This is a genomic window from Corynebacterium hesseae (assembly GCF_037850265.1).
GTDB classification, from domain to species: Bacteria; Actinomycetota; Actinomycetes; order Mycobacteriales; family Mycobacteriaceae; genus Corynebacterium; species Corynebacterium hesseae.
The window spans coordinates 578,675-595,211 of the sequence record NZ_CP137211.1; the positions used below are offsets into that span (position 1 = coordinate 578,675).

Annotated in this window: 15 protein-coding genes and 1 pseudogene; 6 read left to right on the forward strand and 10 right to left on the reverse strand. The window is 62.6% G+C overall.

The window, feature by feature from the left end; genetic code table 11:
• Positions 1-10: 10 nt before the first annotated feature.
• Positions 11-793 (forward strand): ABC transporter ATP-binding protein, encoded by a 783-nt coding sequence (locus tag R3O64_RS02850; protein ID WP_019176090.1) that lies wholly within the window; start codon positions 11-13, stop codon positions 791-793.
• A gap of 10 nt (positions 794-803) precedes the next feature.
• Here the strand turns inward: R3O64_RS02850 and R3O64_RS02855 are convergent, their stop codons facing one another.
• From R3O64_RS02855 to R3O64_RS02865, 3 genes are all read right to left on the reverse strand, one after another.
• Positions 804-1,442: a DedA family protein gene (locus R3O64_RS02855; protein WP_005325329.1), complete on the reverse strand. Its 639-nt coding sequence runs from the start codon at positions 1,440-1,442 to the stop codon at positions 804-806.
• Between the two features lie 173 nt (positions 1,443-1,615).
• Positions 1,616-2,632: an iron-siderophore ABC transporter substrate-binding protein gene (locus R3O64_RS02860; RefSeq protein ID WP_005291893.1), complete on the reverse strand. Its 1,017-nt coding sequence runs from the start codon at positions 2,630-2,632 to the stop codon at positions 1,616-1,618.
• A gap of 65 nt (positions 2,633-2,697) precedes the next feature.
• Entirely contained in the window at positions 2,698-3,642 is a 945-nt protein-coding gene (locus R3O64_RS02865) for a methionyl-tRNA formyltransferase (RefSeq protein WP_005325328.1), read from the reverse strand.
• A 77-nt stretch (positions 3,643-3,719) separates the two neighbouring features.
• On the opposite strand from R3O64_RS02865, the gene R3O64_RS02870 reads away from it, so the two are divergent.
• Together R3O64_RS02870 and R3O64_RS02875 are read left to right on the forward strand one after the other, a co-directional pair.
• The gene (locus tag R3O64_RS02870) at positions 3,720-4,262 is read left to right on the forward strand and encodes a hypothetical protein (protein ID WP_239107288.1); all 543 of its coding nucleotides are present in this window, start codon (positions 3,720-3,722) and stop codon (positions 4,260-4,262) included.
• Between the two features lie 99 nt (positions 4,263-4,361).
• Positions 4,362-5,102 (forward strand): annotated as a pseudogene (locus R3O64_RS02875) (IS3 family transposase); the annotation flags it as partial.
• Positions 5,103-5,118: 16 nt separating this feature from the next.
• Here R3O64_RS02875 and R3O64_RS02880 read toward each other — a convergent pair.
• The gene (locus R3O64_RS02880) at positions 5,119-5,415 is read right to left on the reverse strand and encodes a hypothetical protein (protein ID WP_339017237.1); all 297 of its coding nucleotides are present in this window, start codon (positions 5,413-5,415) and stop codon (positions 5,119-5,121) included.
• 132 nt (positions 5,416-5,547) lie between these two features.
• Between R3O64_RS02880 and R3O64_RS02885 the strand changes: the two genes are divergently transcribed.
• Positions 5,548-5,745 carry a hypothetical protein gene (locus R3O64_RS02885; RefSeq protein ID WP_295805061.1) on the forward strand — a complete coding sequence of 66 codons (198 nt, stop codon included), beginning with the start codon at positions 5,548-5,550 and terminating at the stop codon, positions 5,743-5,745.
• 175 nt (positions 5,746-5,920) lie between these two features.
• On the opposite strand, the gene R3O64_RS02890 is transcribed toward R3O64_RS02885, so the two are convergent.
• Together R3O64_RS02890 and R3O64_RS02895 are read right to left on the reverse strand one after the other, a co-directional pair.
• Positions 5,921-8,107, reverse strand: a complete 2,187-nt coding sequence (locus R3O64_RS02890) for a 3-hydroxyacyl-CoA dehydrogenase/enoyl-CoA hydratase family protein (protein WP_339017239.1) — start codon at positions 8,105-8,107, stop codon at positions 5,921-5,923.
• Complete coding sequence (locus R3O64_RS02895; protein ID WP_339017240.1) at positions 8,108-9,268, reverse strand: acetyl-CoA C-acyltransferase; 1,161 nt, start codon at positions 9,266-9,268, stop codon at positions 8,108-8,110.
• Between the two features lie 324 nt (positions 9,269-9,592).
• On the opposite strand from R3O64_RS02895, the gene R3O64_RS02900 reads away from it, so the two are divergent.
• Positions 9,593-10,756, forward strand: a complete 1,164-nt coding sequence (locus tag R3O64_RS02900; RefSeq protein ID WP_339017535.1) for an NRAMP family divalent metal transporter — start codon at positions 9,593-9,595, stop codon at positions 10,754-10,756.
• Positions 10,747-11,526 carry a putative hydro-lyase gene (locus R3O64_RS02905; protein WP_425248912.1) on the forward strand — a complete coding sequence of 260 codons (780 nt, stop codon included), beginning with the start codon at positions 10,747-10,749 and terminating at the stop codon, positions 11,524-11,526. Before R3O64_RS02900 ends, R3O64_RS02905 begins: the two co-directional genes overlap by 10 nt.
• 254 nt (positions 11,527-11,780) lie before the next feature.
• Here the strand turns inward: R3O64_RS02905 and R3O64_RS02910 are convergent, their stop codons facing one another.
• From R3O64_RS02910 to R3O64_RS02925, 4 genes are read right to left on the reverse strand one after another with little or no spacing between them, the layout of a single operon-like run.
• Positions 11,781-12,380 (reverse strand): GntR family transcriptional regulator, encoded by a 600-nt coding sequence (locus R3O64_RS02910; RefSeq protein WP_339017242.1) that lies wholly within the window; start codon positions 12,378-12,380, stop codon positions 11,781-11,783.
• Between the two features lie 22 nt (positions 12,381-12,402).
• Positions 12,403-14,196, reverse strand: a complete 1,794-nt coding sequence (locus tag R3O64_RS02915) for an acetyl/propionyl/methylcrotonyl-CoA carboxylase subunit alpha (protein ID WP_339017243.1) — start codon at positions 14,194-14,196, stop codon at positions 12,403-12,405.
• A 24-nt stretch (positions 14,197-14,220) separates the two neighbouring features.
• Positions 14,221-15,768 carry a 5-oxoprolinase/urea amidolyase family protein gene (locus R3O64_RS02920; RefSeq protein WP_339017244.1) on the reverse strand — a complete coding sequence of 516 codons (1,548 nt, stop codon included), beginning with the start codon at positions 15,766-15,768 and terminating at the stop codon, positions 14,221-14,223.
• On the reverse strand, positions 15,768-16,529 hold the full coding sequence (locus R3O64_RS02925; RefSeq protein WP_070531007.1) for a 5-oxoprolinase subunit PxpA: 762 nt from the start codon (positions 16,527-16,529) through the stop codon (positions 15,768-15,770). The genes R3O64_RS02920 and R3O64_RS02925 overlap by 1 nt, the downstream gene beginning before the upstream one ends.
• Positions 16,530-16,537: the final 8 nt, after the last annotated feature.

Sequence of the window (16,537 nt, forward strand, 5' to 3'; positions counted from 1 at the left end):
AGAAGGACACATGACTCAGAAGCACAGCATGAGCGCACGCGGCCTCGCCGTGGGCTACGGCGACCGGACGGTCATCGAAGGCTTGGACGTGGACTTTCCTCGCGGGCAGATCACCACAATCATCGGCCCCAATGGCTGCGGCAAATCCACGTTGTTGCGAGCCATGTCTCGTCTCCTTCCGGCGAATGAGGGCGAAGTGCTGTTAGACGGCGCCGATATCTCATCCATCAGGCGCAAGGACCTCGCACGGACCATCAGCGTGCTGCCACAAACCCCTACCGCCCCGGAGGGACTCAACGTGGCTGATCTCGTCTCGCGCGGTCGGCACCCACACCAATCGTGGATCCGTCAGTGGTCGTCCACGGACGAAGCCGAGGTGCACAAGGCGCTGGAAATGACTGGCTCGATGGGGCTGGCGGAGCGCACCCTGGATTCTCTGTCCGGAGGGCAGCGGCAGCGTGTGTGGATCTCCATGGTTCTTGCGCAGAACACGGACATCCTGTTCCTGGACGAGCCCACCACCTACCTGGATCTGGCCACGTCGGTAGAGATTTTGGAGCTGGTGCAGCGTCTACGCCGAGAGCTGGATCGGACTGTGGTGATGGTGCTGCACGATCTCAACTTGGCTGTACGCTACAGCGATAATCTCGTGGTGATGAAGGATGGACAGGTCCTCGCCACCGGGCGTCCCAGCGAGGTCATTACCCCAGAGCTACTGCTCGAGGCGTTTGCCCTCAACGCGCTAGTCATCGAGGATCCTGTCACCGGCGGTCCGCTGATCGTCCCCAAGTGACGATCAGGGCTTAGTCCTCCATCAGCTCCTGGGCGGGAGTCTTCTTGGACTTCCGCCAGTTGATCATCGCGGAAATCACCACCGGAGTCACAGACACCAGCACGATGACGATGGCGATCATGTCGATGCGATCCGCAATGCCCGGGATATCCCCCAGCAGCACGCCAATGCCGACCATGCTGACAATCCACAGCACTGCACCCGTGACGTTCCATCCCACGAACTTCTTGTACGGCATCTCCGCGGTACCAGCGGCCACGGGAATGTAGGTACGCACGATCGGGATGAAGCGCCCCAGTACCAGAGCCAACGGCCCGTACTTCAGGAAGAAAGCCTCGGCTTGTTCGAGGTGCTCGGTTATGAGGATCTTGGCGTCGGGCTTAAACAACTTGCGGCCAAAGCGGTGGCCGAGCCAGAAACCTACCTGGTCGCCCAAGAACGCCGCGACGATGGCCACGCCCACCAGAATCGGAACGTTCAAGCCCAGCTGATCGCGCAAGATTGCCGCGGTGACCAGCATGGAATCGCCGGGGAGGAACGGGAAGAGCACGCCGGATTCAATAAAGATAATCAGCGCAATGCCGCCGAGCGCCCAGCCGCCAAAGTTCTGGAGCAGGGTGGTGGCGTCCATGAGGTCGCTTAAGTGCACAGGGAATCCCTTCTAGAAAACAACTGGTCTATTCTTACCCCGGTTTCTGACCGGAATACAGGCAGCTCGCCCCTAGCGTGCATCCGTTATCCCCATGAGTGCCCGTCCCCTAGCCAGCAACAGCAAAACCGCCCCAGCACGTTCATGCGGGGCGGTTCGGCAGTTGATTCAGACTACTTCGTGGCGTCTGCCAACGGCTGCTCGATCTTGTCCAGCAGGTAGTTCAGGCTCAGCACGGTCTGCCATCCGAAGGCCTTTTCCAGGTCGCCTTCCAGGTAGACACTGTGTCCGTCCTTCACGGCGGGCAGCTTGCCCACGATCGGATCCTCGGTCACAGAAGCCTTGCTCTGCTTCGGAGAGTAAGACAGTTGATCCCACACCAGCACGTCAGAGTTGATCTGGTCTGCGTTTTCCTTGGAGACCTCACCGTAGAACTTGTCCTTGGTGATGCCCGCGTAGGCCGGGTTGATCTTGAATCCCAGCTCGGTGAAGAAGCGGCTACGCGGATCGCCCTCGGCAAAGACAGCCAGGCTCTCGTCGGAGACAGTGGCCACGCCGAGTTCCTTTTCGGCCCATTCTGGGTGGCGGCCCTTGAGCTCTGCGAACTTCTCCTTGACCTGCTCCACCTGGCGCTTTGCCTCTTCAGGCTTGCCCACGGCCTGCCCGATCTCTTCCGTGGTCACGTCCCATGGTTGCTGTAGTTCTTCGTATTCGCCCTTTTGTACGACGACAGGGGCGATCTCAGACAGCTTCTTGTACGTGTCTTCATCGATGTCCGAGTACACGGCCACGATGAGGTCTGGATTGTCCTTGGCGATGGCTTCCGCGTTGACTTCTGTGTCCTTGTCGATCCGAGGAGTGTCGCCCTCGATCTTGTCATTGGACCAGTTGCCCGCAGCCTGACCATCCGGGGTCATTCCGTCCCAGTACTTCACGGAGACAGGAGTAACTCCCAGCGCCAGCAGTGCGTCCTGATCCGTGTAGCCCAAGGAGACCACGCGCTGCGGGGCTTCCTTGATTTCGGTGGAGCCGTAGCGGTGCTCGATGGTGGTGGGGAATGCGCCCTGCTCGGCGTTGACTGCCTGGGAGTCCCCGGAATTTCCGGACTGGTCATCAGTCGAGCAAGCGGTCAGTGCCGCGCCCAAGGTCAGCACAGCAGCGGTGCTAACGAGAATCTTCTTGAGTGTCATTTTTCTCCGTTGTTACTGGTGACGGATTTCCGCGCGAGGCGTGGCCCGTACACAAAAGGGAAAGGTCAAACCTTTGGTTGGATATATCCAGCCCTATGTCCAAAGAATTCGGTGGCGGTCAGTTCCGAGTTGTCGTCGAGACGAACACGATCCAGAACAATCGCCGGCGCCGGCACGTTGGCACGGGGCGATCCACAGACCACCGCGATTCCTCCCTCGTGAGGGATGGTGACTCGGCCGGGGGTTCCGCCGAAGCGGCCCTGCGAGACGTGCGCGGAAAGCACGCGGACGCGCTGGCCTCGGAATTCAAAGTAAGCATTGGGGTACGGGTCGGACTGCGCCCTGACCAGCAAGGCGATATCTTCCGCAGGTTGGGTGAAATCTATGCGAGATTCCTGCTCGCCGCGCTTGTGGAAGTACGTAGCGCGGGTGGGATCTTGAGGTTGCGCAGTGGCGGTGCCTTGGGCGACGTCACTCAATGCGCGTTCCACGAGGGGCTCGATGAGGTCGATGGTCTTGGCCACGAGATCCGTGGTGGTGTCCTGCGGACCCACGGGGATCGCGCGCTGGGCAACGATGGGTCCGCCGTCCAGCACTTCATCCATCTCGTGCACAGTGACGCCCACGTGAGTTTCCCGGTTCAACAGCGCCCACAGGATGGGCGAAAATCCGGCGTACTCGGGCAGGAGACCATCGTGGACATTCAATGCGCCGTGCTTGGCCAGGCTGAAAACCTCGGGAGGAAGCCAGGTTCGCCAATTGTTGGCCACGATGATGTCTGGTGCAGCATCGCGCAACGCCTCAATGACGTCTTGACCCACGCGCTCAGTGACACACACCTGGAGCTCATGTTCGCTGGCGAGCTCCTCAACGGAGTCTGCCCACATTTGCTCATAAGGGTGATCGCTGGCAGGGTGCGTAACTACCAAAACTACTTCATGACCAGCATTGATGACCGCAGACAACGTCCGGTGTCCCCACGACTGATAGCCGAAAACAGCAACTCGCATGCAGGGGATGTTAGCTTAGGTTTACCTATGTAGTCAATGATGAAAGTGGCGCAATTTTCATGCCAGACTCCCCGGACGTGACCACCCTTCACCGAATCTCGGTGCCCGCGGATGCGGAAGCCCTCGTTTTCCCGGACCCCTACCGCTCGAACGTCGAGCTCACCGAATCGATGTCCACCGTCGATGTGCGCATCCCGGCGCACTCAGCAGTGACCTATAGCTTTCAATCCGGCGAGCTGAAATATCCCGATCCACATAACGCACACGGCGCAGGCCCACAGGCGAGCCTATTGAGCGGCGATTCTGTGGACCAGACACTCTGGCCGCCTCGCTCCCCAGAAGTCATCGCGGACTTGCCCGGCGCACGCCTGTCCATCGACCGGAAGGTATTCGGCAGGCGCTGCACCGCGCGCCTCGATGACCGCGGTGCGGATACCACCGTGGTGTTTTTGGATGGCGATGACTGGATCCATCTGCATGACCTCACGGGCGCACTGGACCGGGCAGTCACGGCAGGGCTTATCCCCCAGATCAACCGCGTCTTCCTGCCGGCAGCCAAAGACCGCAGCGAGGAGTACACCCTATTGTTACGCCGGTATGCGGCAGAATGTTTCCTGTAAAATAGGGCCGTTCCTAGCATTGTTTTACACGTGTCTAGCGGGGTCTAGGTCTTATGTCTACAGAAAAGTGGTGAGTGTGATGTTGCCGTCGGATTGACACGAATCAAGGCCATCTTCGATGATGAGCACGGGCTTTATGGTGCTAAACGCATCGCTGCAAGCCTCAACGACGATACGGACTTTCCTCCGATCAATCACAAGAAGGTCGCACGCATCATGAAATCCATGGGCCTGAAAGGCTTTACTAAACGGCGTCGGTGCATCACCACCAGGCGCAAGCCTGGCCACCGCGTCATGCCAGATTTAGTAGGCCGCAAATTCACCGCTGATAAGCCGAACCAGGTCTATGTAGGCGATATCACCTACCTGCCGTGTAAGGGAGGCAAGAACATGTACCTTGCCACAGTCATCGACGTCTACTCGCGCAAACTCGTCGGACATGCACTCGCCGATCACATGCGGGTATCGCTGGTTATCGAGGCTTTGTCTCATGCCAGGAAAGTCCGCGGAAGCCTTAAAGGGGCAATTTTCCATTCCGACCACGGCAGTGCGTACACCTCACAGGCATTTAGGGACCACTGCGCCCAACTTGGTGTACGCCAATCCATGGGAGCAGTGGGTACAAGTGCCGATAATGCCCTAGCAGAATCGTTTAACGCCACCTTAAAGCGTGAAGTTCTGCGTGATCGGAAAGTCTTTGACAATCCCATCGTCTGCCGTCAGGAAGTCTTCCGGTGGTGCATGCGCTACAACACGCGCAGACGGCACTACTGGTGCAACCTTCTAGCCCCTGATGCCTTCGAAGCGCTCACATCAGCTACACTGACCCAAGCAGCATAGCTAACCCCCGACGTGTCTACTTTCCGGGGGTCAGGCCCTGCCGCTGGTCAGCACACGCACATGCAAAGAGCATCCCTGAATACGGCAACAAAGCAACGAAAATGGTGGCTTTCACCCCCGGTGTGCTTGAAGGGTCGTACAGGCGCATTTTCGTACCTGCCCAATCCACCTGCATCGTATGCCCTGGTGCATGGGTGATCCGGGCGGTCAGCCCGGCCGCGTCGACATGGGAGGCAACCAGTTGGCGGAACCGGTCGTAGCTGTAGTGACGCTGGCCCGGCTGGGCCAGCGTTGTGGTGTAGCGAGCCCACAATACTTACAATGTTAGCTTCACACGTCTTGTGCGTGCTTTGACGACCGCGTCAAAGTCAATCGGGACGAACGTGCCTTGCCCGCTACTGCGCTTATCTACGAAAATCGCGTCCAACTCGTTATTGATGGGCATGTGAAATATGACGGAATCACCTACGGCAAACCGGTGGATGAGGTCATCCAGGCGGAGCGGCAGCGTGAAAAGCACATCCAGAATCTAGGCTTTGTTGTCTTGCCGTATTCCCCGAGCGAATTGCTTTATGAAAGACCACGAGTGGTCAGTGAGGTGCGGGCAGCGCTCAAGGCTGTGAGGTCGCACCGTAGCGCATAGTGGTGGGGTGGAAAGCGAGCCTCATCAAGCACCGCCGAGTTTAGATGGTCCTTCTACTTTGGTTTCTTAGCGCTGATAAGGGACCATCTCCACACCAAAAACCTCATACAAATGGTCCCTTTGCTGAGTAAAGGGACCAGAGTAAGAGGACCATTTGCGATGAGGGTGGCGCAGGCTAGTTGTTGAGCGGCTTGCGGGTCGCGGCCATGTGCTTGGCGCGCTCCACGTTTGCTGGTAGCAGGACCAGCGGTACGTCGTACTCCACCTCGCGCTCGCAGAACTCGGTGAAGCTCAGTGAGCCGGAGCCGGTGTACATCTCGGCGAGCTTGGCCACGATGACGTGGTCATTCTCGGTGGTGCCCTCGATAGGCCAATCGCGGTCCAAAGCAGGGGAGCCGGAGTACATCTCAATCTGCTCATCTGCGGGTGGGGCGTAAGAGTCGGCGAGGTTGCCGGCCTCCTCCACAGCGCGGGCGAGGACGTGGTCGTAGGACATGAGCACGACATCATCCGAGGAGAGGAAACCAGCCTTTTGGGCTTCGAAAGCCGAGGAGAAGTTGCGGGCGGAGGCGATGAAATCAAAGGCCTTCTGGTGGTAGTCTTCAACGCCGGCAGCCTTGAGGCGCTCCAGCGAGGAGATGGTGCCGGTCCAGCCGGGGTAGAGGCCCACGGTGCGCTCTGGGAAGCCGAGGCGCGTATCGGCGTGAGCAACAATGCGGTCGCAGGCCAGCGCGGTTTCGAAGCCGCCGCCTAAGGCCACGCCGCGCACAGCCGCCACGACCGGCACCGGGGCGAACTTGAGGGCGCGCAGGGTGGTGGAACCGTCCGAAAGGAGGGATTCCACGAGTGATGCGTCGCCCGATTCGCCTGCGGAAGCGATGGAACCCAAGTCAGCACCCGCGCAGAAGACCGGCTTGTCGTTGCCGATGACCAGCGCGACGAGGTTCTCCGAGGCAACAGCGCCCAGAGCAGCACGGATGACTTCGAGGGCGGGCGTCGGCAGAGAGTTCATCGGCGTGTGCAGGTCAATGATGCCGATGCGGCCAGCCGGGGTGGAGACCGCGTGGACCGCGCCTGCATCCAGAGACACGATGGTCTCCGCATCCAGAGAAGCCAGGGTGACAACACCCTCGCGCGGCGCGAGTTCCTGACGTTCTCCCTGAGAAGAGAGCACCGAGCCCTTGCCGTAAAAACCGCCCGCCGAAGCCGCGGCGGAGACCAAGGCCGGGACGTTGGAGCCGTAGGCGGAGGCGACCCAGTCGATGCCGATGGCGTCGGCAAGCGCGAAGATGCCCTTCTTCCAGCCGAAACCAAGAGTAAGGCCCTCGTCGATGAGGCCCACGTGGTCCGCAATGTCAGGTGCGACCTCGCAGCAGTACGCCAGCGTGCCGAGGAAGACGGCGCGGGCAAAACGGCCGCCCGGCGAATCGGTCTCCATGACCTCGCGCGGATCTTTGAGTCCCACGACAGGATCGGTGGGCTGAGTGCGGGGTACGTATTCGTAGGAGGCGTTGATGACCTCGTCACGGCCGCGGTAAAAGCCGCCGTCACCGGTGCGGCCGGTGAGCCCTCGAGAAACGAGACCTTCGATAAAGGAGTCATCGCCGAGGGGGACGTCAAGAAGCGGATCGCCCGCCGGCAGGGCCGTCTCCAAAGACTTCCAAATCGGCTTGACCAGCTGGAGGCCGATGTAATCGAGCAGCCCGAAAATACCGGTGCGCGGAATGCCGAAGGCACGGCCGAAGGAGGCGTCGGCAAGCTCGTAGCTCACGTCGAACTCGCGGGCGCGTGCCACACCGGCGGCCATCCAGTAGCAGCCCACGCGGTTGGCAATGAAACCCGGAGTGTCGCGGCACTCGAGAGCAATCTTGCCCAGGGTTTGCTCGATGGTCGTGCGCAGCGTGTCCTCGGTCTCTCCAGAAGCGATGAGCTCCACCAGCCGCATGACCTTCGGCGGGTTGAAGAAGTGCGTGATAGCGAACTTCTCGCGGCGGGCCTCCGGCACGCCCTCCAGGAGGGAGGCCAGCGGCAGGGTAGAGGTATTCGAGCTCAACAGAGCATCCGCAGACAAATAAGGCTCGATGGCCTCGTAGAGCGAGTGCTTGGCGCCGAGGTCCTCGAAGATGGCCTCGATGACCCACTCGCGGTCCTCCAGCAGGGCGTAGTCATCGCTGGTGCGCACGCGCTCGGCGAACTCCGGCAGGTGGAAACCCTTGCGCTTGAGCTGGATATCGACGCCCTTTTGGGCGCCCTCCGCGTTCTGGTCCAGCAGCACGACATCCATGCCTGCGGATGCGCAGAGTGCCGCGATGCCGGACCCCATAGAACCTGCGCCGATGACGGCTACCTTGGTGATGCTCATTTACTTCGCTCCATTCTCAATAATCATGGCGATTCCCTGACCGCCGCCGATGCACATGGTGACCAAGCCATAGCGCTTGCCCTGGTGGCGCAGCGCATAAGCCAGCTTGGTCAGCAGGATGACGCCCGTCGCACCAACCGGGTGGCCATGCGCGACGGCGCCACCGTAGACGTTCGTCTTGGCCGGGTCGAAGCCCAGCTGGTCCTGCACAGCAATGGCTTGGGCGGCGAAGGCCTCGTTGGATTCGATAAGGTCGATATCCGCCAAGCTCAGGCTTGCCTTCTCCAGGGCCTTCGGGACGGCAGCGATGGGGCCAATACCCATGCGCGTCGGGTCCACGCCCGCGATGGACCAGGACACAATCTTCGCCAGCGGGTTCAGGCCACGCTTGGTCACTTCCTCCGCGGTGGCGAGCACAGCGGCCGCCGCGCCATCGTTGATGCCGGAGGCGTTGCCGGCAGTGACGGTTCCGTCCTTAACAAAGACCGGCTTGAGCTTCGCCAGCTTCTCGACGTCCGTCTCTCGCACCGCCTCATCAAAGTCCAGCTCGCCGACGGGGACGATTTCTTCCGCGTGGACGCCCTCCGCGCGGGCCTTGGCGGCGCGCTCCTGGGACTCGGCGGCGAACTCGTCCTGGCGCTCGCGGGAGATGTTGTTATCGGCGGCGACGTTTTCTGCGGTCACGCCCATGTGGCCGGTGCCGAAGGGGCAGGAGAGCGCGCCGGTAAGCCAGTCATAAAGCTTGCCGTCGCCCATGCGCTTGCCAAAGCGTGCGCCTTCGACGGAGTAGGGCGCGTTGCTCATGGATTCCGCGCCGACGGCGAGTGCCAGGGAGCCGTCGCCAGTCTGCAGGAGCTGGGCCGCGCTGATGACGGCCTGGACTCCGGAGCCGCACAGGCGGTTGACGCCCATCGCAGTGGAGGAGTCTGGCATGCCGACGTTCTTGGCAATGGCGCGTGAGAGGTAGAGGTCCTTCGGCACGACGGGCATGACGTTGGAGGCCACGGCGGTATCGAGGTCTGCTCCGGTAAGGCCCGAACGCTCAATAGCCGCTTCGGCGGCAAGCGAACCGAGTTCGGTAAGGGAAAGACGGGCCAGGCTACCGCCGAATTTTCCGACGGGCAGGCGCGCGGCGCCCGCGATGTAGATGTCTTGGGGCATGAGCTCCTCCGTAGGTTTAACGAATCATCATTAGTTAACTAGGTATCCTAGGTCACTTTTTCGCCGCGCGCAACGGAGCTTCACTGGAGGGTGTGTGAGGGGCTGTAGTTATGGCGTGGGTGTAACGTGCGCCACCCCCGCGTTGTTTACAGATTGTTCAACAACCCTTATGCTTTCACCATCGTTAAATGCGACCTTCGTCACGAAAGGTGCCCAACAATGAGCTTGGAATCAACCAATTCCTCCGCAGCTTCCCAGGAAGCAGCCCAGGGAACTACACAGGACGCGCCGAAAGAAGCGCAAGCCCCCAAGGGCATCGGCGCCATGGCCGGTGCCATGTTCCTCATGGCCACCTCTGCCATCGGCCCGGGCTTCTTGACCCAAACCTCCGTCTTCACCGTGCAGATGGGCGCGGCTTTCGCCTTCGCTATTGCGCTGTCGATCATTGTGGACATCGCCATCCAGCTCAACGTCTGGCGCATCCTGGCTGTCTCCGGCATGCGGGCTAACGAGCTGGGTAACACTGTGCTGCCGGGCCTTGGCTGGTTCCTTGCCGTACTAGTCTTCATCGGCGGCGTTGTCTTCAACATCGGCAATATCGCCGGCTCCGGCTTGGGCCTAAACGCCATGATCGGCATCGATGCACGCATCGGTGGCCTCATCGCCTCGGCCATCGCCATCTTCATCTTCCTGTCCAAGCGGGCGGGCGTCGCGCTTGACCGCATCGTCGCCGCGCTGGGCGCCATCATGATTCTGCTCATGCTTTACGTGGCGATTGTCTCCCAGCCGCCGGTGGGCGAGGCCCTGAAGAATACCGTCATGCCGGAAAGCATTGACTTCTTCGTCATCACCACCCTCATCGGTGGCACGGTGGGCGGCTACATTACGTTTGCCGGCGCACATCGCCTCATCGACTCGGGCCTGTCCGGCCCGGAGAACGTCGGCGCGATTACGAAGACCTCCGTGCTCGGCATCATCGTCACCGGCATCATGCGCGTGCTGCTCTTCCTCGCGGTCCTGGGTGTCGTCGCCACGGGTGTTGTGCTCTCCGAGGACAACACGGCCGCCGATGCCTTCCGCCAGGCCGCCGGCGAGTTTGGCCTTCGCGCCTTCGGTGTCGTCCTTTTCGCGGCCGGCCTGTCCTCCGTCATCGGCGCGTCCTATACCTCCATCACCTTCGTGACCACCCAGAAGGTCAGCCCGCGGACCCGTAACTTCCTCACCGTCGGCTTCATCGTTGTCTGCGCCATCCTCTTCGCTATCCTCAACTCCGCACCGCAGAAGCTGCTCATCTTCGCCGGCGCCTTCAACGGCATCATCCTGCCCATCGCTTTCGCCATGATCATGTGGGTGGCCTTCAAGCGTCACGACCTCACCCACGGTGTTAAGCAGCCGATGTGGCTGCTCATCGCCGGCGTCCTAGCGCTCGTGCTGGAAATCTTCATCGGCATCAAGTCCCTTTCCGGAATCGTTGAACTATGGGCATAATGCAGACTCCTGCAGAGGTGCGTGCCTTTGCTCGCGCGCACGACATGACAACCACCGCCGGCCACGCCAGCGGCTTCATGCAAGCTAACCTCATTGCGCTGCCGCGCGAGTACGCCTTCGATTTCCTCCTCTTCGCACAGCGCAATCCCAAGCCATGCCCCATCGTGGGCGTGCTGGAGGCCGGGCAGTTCACCTCTGACCTCATCCCGGGCGGAGACATCCGCACGGACATCCCGGCCTACAACATCTATGAGGATGGCCAGCTTACGCAGACGCTTGGCGACGCTTCCTCCTTCTACTCCGACGACATCGTCTCCTTCCTCATCGGTTGTTCCTTTACCTTTGAGAATGCGCTCGTGGAGAACGGTATTTCCATCGCCCACATTGATCAGGGCCGCAACGTGCCGATGTATCGCACCTCGATTCCCTGCGCGCCGGCTGGAGTCTTCTCTGGGCCGATGGTTGTCTCCATGCGCCCCATCCCCGCGAGCCAGGTTGCCGATGCCGTCCGCATCACCTCCCGCTACCCGGGCGTCCATGGTGCCCCGGTTCACGTGGGCGACCCTGCTGCCATCGGCATCGAGGACTTGTCGCAGCCCGATTTCGGCGAAGCCGTCGACATCCCTGAGGGCACCATCCCGGTCTTCTGGGCGTGCGGCGTGACCCCGCAGGCCATCGTGATGAACTCGCGTCCCAGCCTGGCCATTACGCATGCCCCGGGCAAGATGCTCGTCACCGACATCCCGGATCGCGACTTCCTCATCCCTTAATTTCTGTGCGGTGGTGCTACCACCCCAAGCCCTCAGTGCGCCGATACATGGTTCTACTCAGATGGTTCTGGTCAGAAGGTTTGTTGGGGGGGAAACAAACCTTCTTTGAGTGCATAGATGGTTCACTTGGGGGTAAACGAACCTTTTGACCCGAACCATCTCACTCGAACCATGTGGTGCCGGTTAGTTTTGCGCGGGTGGAACCGGCTAACAGGAGCGAAGGCCATAGTGGGGGACTCGGAAACTAAAGGAAGCTAAAGGACCCGGAGAATCGATTCCATCGCGCGCATCAGGTCTGCGCGGCAGGCATCGGCGGCCGCCTCGCGCTCGCCTTGCGCAATGAGGTGAGCCAAGTCGATGTTGGCTTGCACGTGGTTATCGTGAATCTGCGGGTAGCGCTCCAGCGTCAACAAGAAGGTCAAGCGCATGCGCGCCAGCAGGTGCGACATGGAGCGGTCCAGCGTCGGCGAGCCCAAACCGGCGACCAGCTGCTTGTGGAAGCGCTGGTTGATGAGGGGGCGGGGAGCGTCGTTAAGCACTGCGGATTCGGTCAGCCGCACCAGCTCGCCTGGGTCCTCGAAGGTGGCATAGCGCGCCGCGGCCGGCTCGATGGCTGCGCGCGCCAGATAAAGATCGCGCACGAAATCGGCATCAGGGGTGGCGATGAAGACGCCCCTGTGTGGGATGCGCTCCACGATGCGCTCGGAGGCGAGCATGGCGAAGGACTCCCGCAGCGTGTTGCGGGAGCATTCGAAGCGCTCGGCCGCGCGGACCTCGCTGAGCTGGTGTCCGGGCATGTACTCGCCCTCGGAGATGGCGGCGCGGAGCGCGGACGCGACGGAATCTGCAAGCATGCGACTTACAGTAGCCCGCCGCTTAGGAAATCGTGGCGATTACCGCGCCCGGTTCCAACCTGGAACCTTCCTTCGCCACACGGCTCAGCGTGCCCGCGGCGGGAGCCTTGACCGCGGATTCCATCTTCATGGCCTCGATAGTGGCGATGGCCTGGCCTTCCTCGACCGTTTCGCCGTCCGCCACGTTCCACGCCACGAGGTTGGCCTCATAAGGACAGGTCACCTCGTTGCCGCTGGCGCTGGCACCGGAGGCCGCGCTTGCCGACGCCCCCTTCACCTGCCCCTGCGACAACATATCGGTGGGGAAGCCCACGCTGACCAGCTTGCCGTCGATCTCCAGCGCCACGCGGGTGCGCTGCGCGTAGATGGCCTCGACGGGGACGGTAGCGCTCGTGGCTTCCGCGGAGGGGCGGTAGTTGTGGTCAAGCCAGTCGGTGTAGATGCCGGCTGCGGCGTCGGCGTCGCCGTGATCGACGAGGACCTGGGAGGAGACCATATCGCGGTGGAAGGGCAGCACGGTGCGCACGCCCTCGATGTCGAATTCCTGGAGGGCCTGCTGTGCACGCTTCAGAGCGATCTCGCGGGTCGGACCCCACACCAGCAGCTTGGCCACGAGCGAGTCATAGTAGGGCGGCACGATGGAGCCGGAGCGCACGCCGGAGTCCACGCGGATTCCCGGACCCGTCGGCGGCTCGAAGCGCACGATGGTGCCCGGGCAGGGTGCGAAGCCGTTGAGGATGTCCTCGGCATTGATGCGGAACTCGAAGGCGTGGCCGTTCGACACGGGGTCCGGCGCCGTTGCGCCGGACGGGGAAGAGGAATCAGACGGGGAAGAGGAATCAGACGCGAAGGAGAGGGGCTCCCCGGAGGCAATGCGGAATTGCTCCGCAATGATGTCCACGCCCGTGACCATTTCGGTCACCGGGTGCTCCACCTGCACACGGGTGTTGACCTCGAGGAAGGAAATCGTGCCATCCTCGGAGACAATGTACTCCACCGTGCCGGCACCGGTGTAGCCCACCTTCGCGCAGATGGCGCGGGCACCCTCGTGGATGCCGGTGCGCTGTTCGTCGGAAAGCGCGGGCGCCGGGGCCTCCTCGATGAGTTTTTGGAAGCGGCGCTGCGTGGAGCAATCGCGGGTGCCCAGCACGGCGACGTTGCCGTGTGTATCGGCCAGAATCTGCGCCTCGACGTGGCGCGGGTGGGTGAGGAACTTCTCCACGTAGCACTCCGCGCGGCCGAAAGCCTCCTTGGCTTCGCGGCCGGCGGAGTTGAAGGCGGCCTCGATGTCCTCGAGGTTCTCCACCACCTTCAGGCCGCGTCCGCCGCCGCCATAGGCAGCCTTGATGGCGATGGGCAGGCCGTGCTCCTCAGCGAAGGCGCGGGCCTCCTGCCAGTCATCGATGGGATCAGAGGTACCCGGTGCCAGCGGGGCGCCAACCTCCTCGGCCACGCGGCGCGCGGCAATCTTGTCACCGAGCAGCTCGATGGACTCCGGCGACGGGCCAATCCATGTCAGGCCGGCCTCGGCCACGGCGCGGGCAAAGTCGGCGTTCTCCGAGAGGAAGCCGTAACCCGGGTGAATGGCATCGGCACCTGCGCGCACGGCGATATCGAGGAGCGCGGGGACGTTCATATAGGTATCGGCCGCGGAGTTGCCGGGCAGTGCGTAGGCTTCGTCAGCCACCTGGGTGTGCAGGGCGCCGGCATCGGCTTCGGAGTAAATGGCGATGGAGCGGATTCCCATGTCGCGCGCGGTGCGGGCGATGCGGACGGCGATCTCGCCGCGGTTAGCAATAAGGACTGCAGAAATCATGTGTGGTTGTTCCTTAATCAGTGTTTAAGCGAGTTCAAAGCGGACCGTCGCCCCCGGCGGGAGCTGCGCGGCAATATCGATATCTTCTTCGAGGACCGTGGCGATGACCGGGTAACCGCCGGTCACGGCGTGATCGCGGAGGAAAATCACGGGCTCGCCACTCGGCGGAACCTGGACGGAACCGGCCACCATGCCTTCCGAGGGCAGTTCGCCCTCGCGGGCACGGCTTAGTTCCATGGAGCCCTCCGGGCCTAGCAGGCGTACGCCCACGCGGTTGGACTGCGCGGTCACAGTCCACTCGGTGGCCAGGAAGGCCTCCAGGCTCTCGGGCGTGAACCAGTCATCGCGCGGGCCGAGCACGCAGCGCAGCACGCCCTCGGTCTGGCCATTCGCGCCTTCACGAACGCGCATCGGGTTGCTCAGCTGGGCATCGGTCATTGCGGTGGAGCGGGGGAGGACGCCGATGACGTCGCCCAGCCGCACCGGCTGCGGCCCCAACCCAGAGAGCACGTCCGTCGAGGCAGAGCCTAGCTCCGCATCCGCCACGATGCCGCCGCGGATGGCGATGTAGTTGCGCAGGCCCACCGTCGCGGGATCCACGGTCACCGTGGAACCAGCCGTAACGAGCACCGGGCGCGCGAGGTGCACCGGCATATCGTCCAGCAGGACTCGGGATTGGGCACCGGTGACGCACATGACTGCGTCGGTCAGCGCGCGCAGGCGGATGCCACCGATGTTCTCCAGCACGGTTGCCCCGCGTGGGTTGCCCACCGCGACGTTGGCCGTGGCAGCCGCCGCCAGGTCCGCCGCACCCGAGGGCGTAACACCCAAGTTGCCGCGGCCGGGGCGACCCTGATCTTGGAAGAGCGTGAGCAGCCCGGCATCGAGGACCTCCATGCGCGGCAGGCGCGCCGGGGTGCGGCGGCCAAAAGGCGTGGTCGACACCACGTCCGGCAGCGAGCTCACCGCGCGGTAGCGTACGCGGTCACCGGGCTGGACCAGTGCCGGCGGGTGGGCATCAGATTCCCACATCGGAGTTGAAGTAGTGCCCAACAGCTGCCAGCCGCCCGGGGAGACGCGCGGGTAGACAGCGGAGAAACCGCCGGCGATTCCGACGGCACCCGCCGGCACTGCGGTGCGCGGGGTGGCGCGGCGCTCGATGTTGAAGTTCTGCGCCGGGTCCGCCGGGGTGCAATAGGTAAAGCCGGGCGCGAAGCCGCCAAAGGCAGCGAGCCACTCGGTGGACGTGTGCCAGTCAATGAGGCCTTCGCGCGACATACCCATCAACTCGGCGGCCTCGTCGAGGTCCTCGCCGTCATAGAGAACGTCGATCTCCACAAAGCGCGGATCCTCGCCCGCCTGCGCGGTGGGGTGGAAGTCCTGCAGCTTCTCGGCGGCTGCGGCCGCGGAGTTCGGCGTGGCAAAGGTCAACAGCAAGGTGGTGGCGGCAGCAATCGCGTCGACTTGATCTTTGAGCGGATTAGCGTCGAGGGCCGCGTGCCACGCCATGACCTGGGGCAAGTCCTCCAGCTCTATGAGCAGCGCGCGCGTTCCTACGGGGTGAATATGCATCAGATGGCGCTCCGAATCTCAATTCCGCGCGCCTGCAGTTCCTTGACCACACCGCGCAGCAGCTGGACCGCGCCGGGCGAATCACCGTGCGTGCACACCGACTGGGCATCCACGTTGAGTACGGAGCCGTCGATGGCGGTAATAGAGCCGGTTTCGGCGACCTCGAGCACGCGCTTGACGACGTCCCCCTCATCGCCCATCACCGCATTCGCCTCGCGCCGTGAGACGAGCGTGCCATCGGGGTTGTAGTTGCGGTCGGCGAAGGCCTCGCGGATGACGGTGAGGCCCTTCTTCTCCGCGATGTCGACAGCAACGCCGCCTGGCAGCAGCATGACGGGTAGATCGCCGAAGGCTTTGATGCCGTCGATGACGGCGTGGGCCTGGGCCTCGTGGTGGACGATGGTGTTGTACATCGCGCCGTGCGGCTTGACATAGGCCACGCGGGTTCCGTTGGCCTGGGCCAGGGCTTGGAGGGCACCGATTTGGTAAGTGACTTCGTCGGCAAGCTCGGCAGGTGCGTAATCGATGAAGCGGCGCCCGAAGGCTGCCGGGTCGTTATAGCCCACGTGTGCGCCGACGGTGACGCCTGCTTCTGCGGCCGCCTTGAGGGTGCCCGCGATGGAGTGCGGGTCGCCGGCGTGGAAGCCGGTGGCGACGTTGGCGGAGGAGACGAGCTGGAGCATCGCGGCGTCATCGGCAACGGGGTTGCCGGCGGTGGTTTCGCCGAGGTCAGCGTTGAGGTCTATGTGCAGCGCGCTCATATTAGGAG

What these genes read in the sequence shown, in the direction of transcription:
- R3O64_RS02850 (WP_019176090.1), top strand. Translation starts at nt 11, where the DNA reads ATGACTCAGAAGCACAGCATGAGCGCACGCGGCCTCGCCGTGGGCTAC.
- R3O64_RS02915 (WP_339017243.1), bottom strand. Translation starts at nt 14,196, where the DNA reads ATGATTTCTGCAGTCCTTATTGCTAACCGCGGCGAGATCGCCGTCCGC.
- R3O64_RS02925 (WP_070531007.1), bottom strand. Translation starts at nt 16,529, where the DNA reads ATGAGCGCGCTGCACATAGACCTCAACGCTGACCTCGGCGAAACCACC.
- R3O64_RS02910 (WP_339017242.1), bottom strand. Translation starts at nt 12,380, where the DNA reads ATGCTTGCAGATTCCGTCGCGTCCGCGCTCCGCGCCGCCATCTCCGAG.
- R3O64_RS02920 (WP_339017244.1), bottom strand. Translation starts at nt 15,768, where the DNA reads ATGCATATTCACCCCGTAGGAACGCGCGCGCTGCTCATAGAGCTGGAG.
- R3O64_RS02900 (WP_339017535.1), top strand. Translation starts at nt 9,593, where the DNA reads ATGGCCGGTGCCATGTTCCTCATGGCCACCTCTGCCATCGGCCCGGGC.
- R3O64_RS02905 (WP_425248912.1), top strand. Translation starts at nt 10,747, where the DNA reads ATGGGCATAATGCAGACTCCTGCAGAGGTGCGTGCCTTTGCTCGCGCG.
- R3O64_RS02860 (WP_005291893.1), bottom strand. Translation starts at nt 2,632, where the DNA reads ATGACACTCAAGAAGATTCTCGTTAGCACCGCTGCTGTGCTGACCTTG.
- R3O64_RS02895 (WP_339017240.1), bottom strand. Translation starts at nt 9,268, where the DNA reads ATGCCCCAAGACATCTACATCGCGGGCGCCGCGCGCCTGCCCGTCGGA.
- R3O64_RS02865 (WP_005325328.1), bottom strand. Translation starts at nt 3,642, where the DNA reads ATGCGAGTTGCTGTTTTCGGCTATCAGTCGTGGGGACACCGGACGTTG.
- R3O64_RS02890 (WP_339017239.1), bottom strand. Translation starts at nt 8,107, where the DNA reads ATGAGCATCACCAAGGTAGCCGTCATCGGCGCAGGTTCTATGGGGTCC.